We start from the raw sequence: 8,895 nt of genomic DNA, 5'->3' as shown, positions 1-8,895 counted from the left end.
GCATGGTTGTGAGGGCCTTTCGCGTCTTGGAACCTTTGTCACTCTGCCCGGTTCAGCGCGCCATGACAGATGTGCTGCCTGCTCCCCGACCCCCTAAACCCGACCTGCCGCCCCGATTGAAGGCGCTGGCCAGGCAGCTTGCGCAGGTGTTGCGCCAGGCGCAGCGCGACCCGCCTGCGGCCCCCTAGACTGCACAACCGCCGCGCGATCCCTCCCCCACCCCCGTTTCGTGTCATAACACCGCTTCTCACGGGCAGCGCAGCTAGAAGTTGAACAGGAGGCCATAGCAAGGGTCCGGCCGGAGGGCCCAAGGCGGCCGGCAGGACGGATCACAGCCGGTTCCCGGCCTTACGCAGCAGGCTGGCCTTGTGGGCAAGCGCCGTCGTGTCGAGGGCCCGAGCCACCACCTCGAGAGCACGGGCGACATGGGCCGGATCGTCGCCGTCGTCTTCCATGACGGCTTCAAGGTAGGCGGCAATGTCTTCCCCGGTCCTGAGGTCGTGACCGCTGTCGTAACGGGCAAAGAGTGCTTCCGGCATGGCTAGACGAACCCGACCCGGAGTTGATGACCTGTGGCTTCGGCATAGCGTCGCAAGGTGGAAATCGAGGGGGAGACGCGGCCGGCTTCCAGTCGGGCAATGGCTGATTGCGTTGTGCCGATTTTCTCGGCCAATTCGGCTTGCGTCAGCTTCGCCTCTCGCCGGGCCATGATCATCGCTTCGATCAAGGCAAATTCTGCGTCGGCTTTGGCGTATTCTTCACGAAATTCCGGATTGTCCATCAGCCGCTGCTTCAGATCGGCAAGCTTTGTCATGGCGTAACCTCCTTCATCCTTTCACGAGCCAGCTCCAGGGCCGCTTTGGGTGTCTTCTGCGTCTTCTTCGCAAACACATGCAGCACAACAACACGGCGGCCTGTCACGGCAACGTAGATGCCGCGGGCGATGCCCTCCGGGGCCTTGGCCCGCAGTTCCCAGAGCTTTCCATCCAGGTGTTTGACGTGGGGCTCGTGGATCTGATCCAGGCCCACGTTCTCCACCATCTCCATCAACCGCAGAAGCCGAGCCTGGAGTTTGGGCGGCAGGGCAAGGATTTCATCATCTGCCGCCGCATGGGTTTCTACGGTCCATCTCATATCCGCTATATATCTTATCCGCTATTTTAGTCAAGATTCCTCCCCTCCTAGGGACGGCGTTGAGGACTTCAGTCCTTCTTCTTTTTCTTCTTATCTTCTTACTTCTAGGAGACGTAACTAATTGAAATGGGAGTGCTATATAGAGGTATCGGCTACCTTTTGTACGGGTGACGGCTACCCCTTGTAGGGGTATCGGCTACCTTTTGTATGGCTGACGGCTACCTTTTGTACGGGTGAGCCGGACAATTCGGCACAGCAATGTCCCCTATTCCAAAGCGTTCGGCTACCCGATACCTTGATAAGGTAGTCAATGAGGGACAGCTGTGGGAACAAGCCTGACGATCCGGCCCAATGACGGGGAGATGCTCAAGCCTGCCGAGTTGATTGAACTCCGCGGTGTAGGTCCACTGACACTTCACGACCGGCGCGTTTTCAACAGCCTGATTGAAGCCGCCTGGGGTCCAGACATGGCAGTTCCAGGACGTGAGTTCACTGTCCCAACGGCGTCCCTCAAGCATGCTGATGAACCCATGTCCCGGCTAGCCGAGAGCATCGAGCGCCTGATGCAGACGGTGGTGATAGCAAGGACATCAGACGGGGCAGAGATGCGGTTTCAACTTCTCGGGGCCAACACGATCCGAACCACGCCCAACGCTGGAACACTGACCTATAGCTTCTGGCCTCAACTGGCTGCACTGGTCAGAGACAGCAGCATCTTCGCCAAGCTGGATCATGCAGTGATGCGATCATTCAGTAGCAAATATGCATTTGCGCTGTACGAAGCCGTAGCTAGGCGCGCACGGCTGCGCCATGTGTTCCGGGAGAACTTCACCATTGACGGCATCAGGGACTTGCTTGGTGTCGAGGCCGGGAAGCTGGTGCCCTACAAGAACCTTAAAACCAAGGCCATTGAGCCGGCTGTAGTCGAGGTCAATGCACTTACTCCCTATCAAGTCGCGCTAGAACCACGCATGGACGGACGGAAGGTTGTGGGCTTCATCATGGGATGGAGCATGAAGGATGAGACAGGCATGCGGGACGCCTATGCAGAGATACAGCGGCCCCGTGTAGGGCGGAAGGAACGTCTCAACAAAGAAACAGAGGTTCATGTTATCCTTGACGAACAGATGTCCCATTGAGACGCTACGAAACGGCTCATAAGGACGCAGAGGGACAACAATGGGACTGACGCTTAGGCAAGCTGCGGACCTATGCGGCGCAAGCCGGTCTACCATCCACAGGGCATTGAAAAACGGTAAGCTATCAGGCGGTAGACTTGAAGACGGAGTTTGGGACATAGACCCATCAGAGTTAGCCCGCGTATTCCCATGGGACATCAGTGAGCCCACCCAACGGGACAATTTGGGACAGGATAAGGAAGGGGCAAGCGAGAGAGAGGCCGTGCTGGCCGTCAAGGTCGAGATGCTGGAGCATCAGCTAGAGCGTGAGCGGGACACGATAGCCGATCTGCGGAAACGCTTGGACAGGGCAGAGGACAGGGTGCTGGCTCTAACATCCCAAGCACTGCCGCCTGTTCCAGTTATGCCACCTGCGCCCGAACCTACCCCGACCCGCCGTCGCTGGTGGCCGTTCTGACGCTTTGGCTCAACTCGGTGCCTTCTGGTCATAGAACGGCGGAAGCCTACCTTTTGTCCTGGGTTGTCCGCTTCAGCAGGGAGGACGCATACCACAAATTCTGATGAGTGGACTTCAGCAGCTCGCAGAACTTCGCGAGCTTCCTCCAAGCCTCCTCGAGCTGCTATCGCGATCGGTTTTTTTGTCTTGAAGGGCGCGGACCTGTGCCTGTACGTCGTCCATCTCCGCGTAAATGCGCTGAGCGTGAACAAAAGGATCTTGGATCATGACCGGCCTCCGGATCGGGCATGTAACCCATTCCCAGCATTCTGTCCTGCGCGCGCCTTCCGCACCTTCTTTTCAACCTTGGCTGCGGATCAGCGTCGCGGATCCGCATCTGGTCGGCCCCGTAGATCGCGGCCTTGTCGCTGATCTTTACGTTTATGCCAAGCTCGGCAAAGCCCATCGCGCGTAGCGCGTCCTCCGAAAGGTAAGCCATTGTCAGTCCTCAGGCATTCGCGCTCAGCCAGCTTCGCGTGACGTCGATCACGCGTTCGATCTCATCGCCCAGCGTTAAATACAGAGGCAGCCGGATCAGGCGAGAATAGGTGTTATCGGTTACTGAAAGGTCGCCTTCGGCGCGTCCAAACCGGCGTCCGCCTGGCGCGCTGTGCAGGGGGACATAATGCAACGGGGCAATGATCCCGGCCTCGCGCAGATGCCCGATCAGCGCATCGCGATCGTCGATATCCCGCATCAGAAGGTAGAACATGTGACCATTGCCTGTCACATCGTCAGAGTGCCAAGGCAGTACAACTCGCTCTTGCTGTGCCAGATCGGCGAAAGCGTTCTGGTAACGGCCGAAGAGGGCAAGGCGAGCTTGGCGGATCACCTCCTCCTGTTCGAGTTGTGCGAAAAGGAAGGCCGCGACCAGTTCGCCAGGAAGAAAGGATGAGCCGATATCGACCCAAGTATACCTATCCACCTGACCTCTCAGGAAGCGAGACCTGTTTGTACCCTTCTCTCTGATGATCTCGGCCCGTTCGACGAGATCCCGCCGGTTCACCGTAATAGCACCGCCTTCACCGCTGATGATGTTCTTGGTCTCGTGAAAGCTGAAGGCGGCAATGTCTCCCAGGCTGCCGGCCGGCCGCCCCTTGTAGGTAGAGCCGAGGGCCTGGGCCGCGTCTTCGATCACCATCAGGCCGTGGGCCTGTGCGATCTGATTCAGGCGGTCCATTTCTGCAGGAAATCCAGCATAATGGACCGCGAAGATCGCACGGGTCTGTGGCGTGATTGCTGCTTCAATTTGGTTTGGATCGATATTTAGACTATGCTGATCGATATCCACGAACACTGGCGTGGCGCCCCGCAATACAACAGCATTCGCTGTTGATACAAAGGTGAATGAGGGCATGATGACCTCATCTCCGGGTTTGAGATCGCACAGGATGCCCGCCATCTCGAGTGCGGCAGTGCAGGAGTGGGTCAGCAGAGCAGCCGGTGAACCAGATAGTTTGACTATGCGTTCATTGCAGCGCTTAGTAAAATATCCGTCTCCTGACAGTTGTCCCCGTTCGAGGGCTTCTTCAAGAAACGAAAACTCACATCCAACCATCGAAGGCTTGTTGAACGGAATACGGTTCATCATACTAAATTACACTTACCTGCTATACAGATTAACCACTGAAATAACAAGATATTTTGTGATAAAATCAAATACATCACCTACTTACATAGGACCAACAGGGGCCAAATTTTTGGATCTGGCGTCTAGCGTCTGGCTCCTGCCGTGACGGGCAGACGCCATATCCAGTCTCCTCTTTATCGAGCATCGCTCTCAGAAGACCGGAACGAAACCGAGCCAGGTCCACTTGGTCTAAAGTTCGTGACCCCAACTCCTGTCATGCCCTCTGCGCTCTCGTTCGCGGACGCGCTCGGCCTCCTGCACCCGCTGCCGTTCCTCGGCCAGACGCTCCTGCTGCAATCTAGCAGCGCGCTCGGCTGACGCAGCCGGGTTGATGGTCCGCGCGGCCTCCCGCAACCGCTCGGCCAGGCTCTTGGCACTCTCCGGCGTCCGGCCTTGGCCAAGCTCTACTTCGCCGCGATCCTGATGGGCCTCTCGGGCCACCCGGAGCCGCGCTGCTATGTCGGAACCAGCGTCCTGGACGCGCTCTGGCGTCTGACGCCTGCCGTGACGGGCAGACGCCAGATCCTGTCCCTCGTCGCGAACTGCGCCGCGATCGGGACCGGCATAGGTCAGTTCGTGTCCAGGTGCCAGACGCTCCACGGTCCGCCCGAGCCACTCCCGCACCTGACCGGACAGCCGCTCCGCCACCCGCGCCACCTCGACGGCCTGCGCCTTGACCTCACGCCACAGCTGCACCGCCGCGACCTCGATGCCGCGCTCCTTCAGCTGCCAAGCACCAAGGGATAGCTGCGGCAGGGGCCTCCGGTCCAGCTCCACCGCCCGCACCGTCTCGCGTAAAGCCTCGGCCTCGTCGCCCCGCTCCCGCGCCTGGACAGAACGCTCCAGGGCCTCCTCGCGCTGCGTCTCCAGCGTCCGGTGGTCGATGCGCGCCTCATGACCGCAGCGCTCCAGGGCATAGTTGCTGTCGCGCGCCCAGGCCTCACGCCAGTCCTCCAGCAGATCCTTGGCGTTCCAGTCCCGGTTCTTGGCGGAAAAGCCCTCCTGGCCGATCTCGCGGGTGGTCAGCAGGATATGCGCATGGTGGTTGCGCTCGTCGCCCTCGCGTCCCGGCGCGTGCAGGGCGATGTCCGCGACCATGCCGCGGTCCACGAAGGACCGCTGGCAGAAGTCGCGGACCAGCGCGATGCGCTGCGTCCTGTCCAGCTCGGCCGGCAGCGCCACGCGGATCTCGCGGGCCACCTGGCTGTTCTTGCGCGTCTCGGCCCGCTCGACCGCGTTCCACAGCGCGGCGCGGTCCCGGACCCACTCGGGCGAACGCTCGGGGGCGAGGATCTCCACATGCTCGACACCGCCCCGCGCCCGGTAGTCGAAAGAAAGCCCGGTGCGCTCATCGTGAATGCGCTCGCCGGACCGGTAGGCGGCCGCGCCGGTGGCGCTGCGCCCGGCCGAGCGGGAAATCATCGTGGCCCGCAGGTGAAAGATCGCCATTTCGTGTCGCGCTCAAGCTAGGGGTTCAAAGGGGAGTGCAACCTCCCCTTTGCCCACACAAACCTGAAAGGTTTGTATAAGTGGGCACTTCGTGTCTTGCACCCTAACAACCTAGAGGCCAGTCTTGCAATCATTAGGAGAACAAGGGATTGCAGAATGGCGCGAACCATTGACCAGCAAATTGCCGAAGCCCAAGCCCGGCTGTACCGGCTCAAGACCAAGGCCAAGGCCTCTGAGACCCGCCGCAAGATCATTGTTGGCGCCGTGGTCACCACCGAGGCTCTCAAGGATCCGAAGATCGCCCGTTGGATGGCGTCCACCCTGCGCAAGACCGTCACCCGCGAGGTCGATCAGAAGGAACTGGTAGGATTGCTGGCCAAGCTCGATGCCAAGGCGCAAAGCGCGGGGACGGGTGACGCATGAGCATCAAGGACCCCTTCGAGATCCTGGCCGACGAGATCACCCTGATCCGCCGCCAGATCGACCAGTTGCAGCGCACCAGCCTGGACCGGAAGGACGCGGAAAAGCTCAATGCCGTGGTGGTCCAAGGCCTCGACCGCATGGCCAAGGTCGGCCCGGCCGTCCAACAACGCATCGAGCAGAGCCTGGCCACCGCCGCCCTCGATCTGCGCCAGCACACCGTTTATGCAGCCTCGGAAGGCGCCAAGGAGGCCATCCGCGAAGCGCATCTCGAAAGCATCAAGGCAGCTGGAGACCTCCGCAAGGCCGCCGGAGAGGCCCGCAGAGAGGCGTGGAGGTGGTTTGGCGGGTTCTGGGTGTGGCTGACCTCCGGGGTGCTCACAGGGGTCCTCCTGGGCGTCCTGGGGATGTTCCTGCTGCAAGGCTACGGCAATGCCCACAAGTTCGGGGAGCACCCCGGCGTCTTCTGCCGATCGGCAGGCGGGGAAACCATGTTCCACAACTCCGGAGACAAAGCCTGCGTGTTCTGGCTGGAGCGGTCAGCCGGAGAGTGAGGAGGTCCACCCCGCCTTGCCTGCGATCTCCTGCGCACCTATCGTGGCGCCTCCCGCTGGTGAGGAGAGACCAGATGGCTTTCGTTGTGCTTCATCTGAATGAACCAGGACGACAGACGAGCAAGATCGCCCTGGCCGTCGATCACATCGTTTCCGTGCGGGAAGTGGCAGACGACGCGGGCACCGAGATCAAACTGTCTGACGGCACTCTGATAAACGTGACCGAACCTTATCAGGTCATCATTGATGATCTTACCGAAAGCGGGCTTTCGGTCGTGGGCTCGTAGGGCGGCGGGCTGCGTCAGGGTGGCCGACCGCCCGCCTAACGACATCGGTAGACGGACGGTAAATCCCCGGTGCCGCTACCCAAGGTTACACTGAATCCGCCCTGCTGTCGTGCCGATCACTGTTGACCTGCTGAACTAGCGGGTTTGAATGGCAGGGAATGCGAAATGTCTACAAAAATTGGTTTCTGGCCTTGGCCCAGAAGCCGGGCTAGATGCGCACGATGGCTTTCCAAGGCGTCTTCGAACTGAGCCGGAAGCTGGCGTGCAGTTTTTGCAAGGGGACTATCCGGCGGAAGACTAGCCACGATCTCACGCCTCTCCCTGGCGGATGTGGCAAGGTAGCTGGGACTATAGCAGGAAATGTAATTTGGTGCTTGGTTTGTCTTCCTTTTCGTTAGTCTTCAAGAGGCGTATTTTAGCACCTCCTGAGGCCGGACATACCAAATCAACGACCCTGTTCTGCTTTCCTTTAGTGAAGGCAAAGCCTCCCACGCTGGCGATATTCGTCATACAGCAAGCTCAGCATGTTGGCACGGATATCACCTTCCATCCGTTTATCTTTAGTCTCTGCAATAGCCCGAAGCAGGGCTCCCTCTACAATCCGGTCTGCCGATGCCTCATCAGGCATGAGATCGCGCGCTCGACGGATCATCTCAATTACGACTGCCTCCATGTTACCGTCGCCTTGCGAGACAATCGCCCGGTGCTGTTGGTGCAAATCATACAGAAGGGGCGTCGCTGGGCTGGGCTTGTCGTAAATATGGCGATCCGCGAAGCGCGCAGGAATAACCCGCGGATCAGAACCCGTCAGGAAGATGAAGGGGATCTCATGATGAATCAGGGAATCCGCGATGGAAAACGACGTCTCCTCCTGAACCAGGACGTCGAGGATGGCGGCTTGCACTAGGCCGACGTACTGGATCGCCTCATGAATATCAGCAAACGGTCCTACGACCGTATCGCCTTCGGCGCGGATCTCGCGCGCTAAGGTCTCAGCTATGAAAAAATCATCTTCGACCAAAAGAATGCGCAGTGGTTCGAATGTCATCAGGCCCCTCCCAAGACCTTAGCGGCTCCCTCAACTAGCTGGCTTACCTTACGTCATCTTATTAGCCAAACAACTTTGACGCTTTTTCGCCTTGGCGGGTGATCCAAGAGGGCACAGCGCCTCTTGGCCCATGGCAATCAGCGGAGCGGCACGAAGTGGATTACCTAGTAGGTTGTCATTTCAAATGACAATTCTACGAGCCGCCCGCGGGAACACTCTCCCGGGAGGATGTCGAAAGCCAGAGCCCTTTTGAGACGAACACCTGGAAGCTGATCTCGGGCCTTCTCAAAGGCGCCGAGCATATCGTCGAAGCGGCCTTCGATTTCGGCATGGGCTTGGACAAGCTGCGGCGTCCCGATGGGCACGAGGCGGGCCGCAAGTGGTTTCCGTCACTGGTCGATCGGCTGCACCTGGGCGCGGTGATCGCCAAGTGTGGGGTGTTCTGCAGCCGGGCCAGGTGCTGGCGGCGGCGGACAACGCGGGCTTGTCCCTCGCGGATATGCCGTTGAACCATATTGAGTTCGGTTTCGCCCGCTGGGGTCATCTCAACTCCCTTGTTCCAGCTGTGACTGTAGCTGTAGCAGGATATGTTTTTTGGCATCGTTACACTTTTTGCTGCCCTGGAACCTTTGCCAGATGGCCCGGTTCGGCTGCGGTGAAAACTCGTCGAACATCCTTCATGGGAGGCCCTTGCACCTGGCATGGTTGTGAGGGCCTTTCGCGTCTTGGAACCTTTGT

Annotated in this window: 12 protein-coding genes; 6 read left to right on the top strand and 6 right to left on the bottom strand. The window is 59.4% G+C overall.

The features are described 5' to 3' along the window. Positions 1–188 (top strand): hypothetical protein (locus OU682_RS22760; protein WP_268944478.1); only part of this gene is annotated, 188 nt, incomplete at its 5' end. Positions 189–329: 141 nt separating this feature from the next. On the opposite strand, the gene OU682_RS22755 is transcribed toward OU682_RS22760, so the two are convergent. From OU682_RS22755 to OU682_RS22745, 3 genes are read right to left on the bottom strand one after another with little or no spacing between them, the layout of a single operon-like run. Then, positions 330–539: a helix-turn-helix domain-containing transcriptional regulator gene (locus tag OU682_RS22755; RefSeq protein WP_268944477.1), complete on the bottom strand. Its 210-nt coding sequence runs from the start codon at positions 537–539 to the stop codon at positions 330–332. 2 nt (positions 540–541) lie between these two features. Further along, positions 542–814, bottom strand: a complete 273-nt coding sequence (locus OU682_RS22750) for a helix-turn-helix domain-containing protein (RefSeq protein WP_268944476.1) — start codon at positions 812–814, stop codon at positions 542–544. Continuing rightward, positions 811–1,134: a type II toxin-antitoxin system RelE/ParE family toxin gene (locus OU682_RS22745; protein ID WP_268944475.1), complete on the bottom strand. Its 324-nt coding sequence runs from the start codon at positions 1,132–1,134 to the stop codon at positions 811–813. Before OU682_RS22745 ends, OU682_RS22750 begins: the two co-directional genes overlap by 4 nt. Positions 1,135–1,496: 362 nt before the next feature. Between OU682_RS22745 and OU682_RS22740 the strand changes: the two genes are divergently transcribed. Next, entirely contained in the window at positions 1,497–2,273 is a 777-nt protein-coding gene (locus OU682_RS22740) for a replication initiation protein (protein ID WP_268944474.1), read from the top strand. A gap of 722 nt (positions 2,274–2,995) precedes the next feature. Further along, positions 2,996–3,184, top strand: a complete 189-nt coding sequence (locus tag OU682_RS22735; RefSeq protein ID WP_268944473.1) for a hypothetical protein — start codon at positions 2,996–2,998, stop codon at positions 3,182–3,184. 33 nt (positions 3,185–3,217) lie between these two features. Here the strand turns inward: OU682_RS22735 and rffA are convergent, their stop codons facing one another. Together rffA and mobQ are read right to left on the bottom strand one after the other, a co-directional pair. After that, the gene (gene rffA, locus OU682_RS22730) at positions 3,218–4,360 is read right to left on the bottom strand and encodes a dTDP-4-amino-4,6-dideoxygalactose transaminase (protein ID WP_268944472.1); all 1,143 of its coding nucleotides are present in this window, start codon (positions 4,358–4,360) and stop codon (positions 3,218–3,220) included. A gap of 228 nt (positions 4,361–4,588) precedes the next feature. Next, positions 4,589–5,848 carry a MobQ family relaxase gene (mobQ, locus tag OU682_RS22725; RefSeq protein ID WP_268944471.1) on the bottom strand — a complete coding sequence of 420 codons (1,260 nt, stop codon included), beginning with the start codon at positions 5,846–5,848 and terminating at the stop codon, positions 4,589–4,591. A 156-nt stretch (positions 5,849–6,004) separates the two neighbouring features. On the opposite strand from mobQ, the gene OU682_RS22720 reads away from it, so the two are divergent. From OU682_RS22720 to OU682_RS22710, 3 genes are all read left to right on the top strand, one after another. Then, positions 6,005–6,271 (top strand): hypothetical protein, encoded by a 267-nt coding sequence (locus OU682_RS22720; RefSeq protein WP_268944470.1) that lies wholly within the window; start codon positions 6,005–6,007, stop codon positions 6,269–6,271. Continuing rightward, on the top strand, positions 6,268–6,822 hold the full coding sequence (locus OU682_RS22715; protein ID WP_268944469.1) for a hypothetical protein: 555 nt from the start codon (positions 6,268–6,270) through the stop codon (positions 6,820–6,822). Before OU682_RS22720 ends, OU682_RS22715 begins: the two co-directional genes overlap by 4 nt. A gap of 74 nt (positions 6,823–6,896) precedes the next feature. Beyond that, positions 6,897–7,109, top strand: coding sequence for a hypothetical protein (locus OU682_RS22710; RefSeq protein WP_268944468.1), 213 nt, complete (start codon positions 6,897–6,899; stop codon positions 7,107–7,109). A 469-nt stretch (positions 7,110–7,578) separates the two neighbouring features. On the opposite strand, the gene OU682_RS22705 is transcribed toward OU682_RS22710, so the two are convergent. Next, positions 7,579–8,157: a response regulator gene (locus OU682_RS22705; RefSeq protein WP_268944467.1), complete on the bottom strand. Its 579-nt coding sequence runs from the start codon at positions 8,155–8,157 to the stop codon at positions 7,579–7,581. Positions 8,158–8,895: the final 738 nt, after the last annotated feature.

It is taken from the genome of Paracoccus benzoatiresistens, assembly GCF_026913015.1.
Classification (GTDB): Bacteria; Pseudomonadota; Alphaproteobacteria; order Rhodobacterales; family Rhodobacteraceae; genus Paracoccus; species Paracoccus benzoatiresistens.
This window is presented reverse-complemented; position numbering and strand designations above follow the sequence as displayed.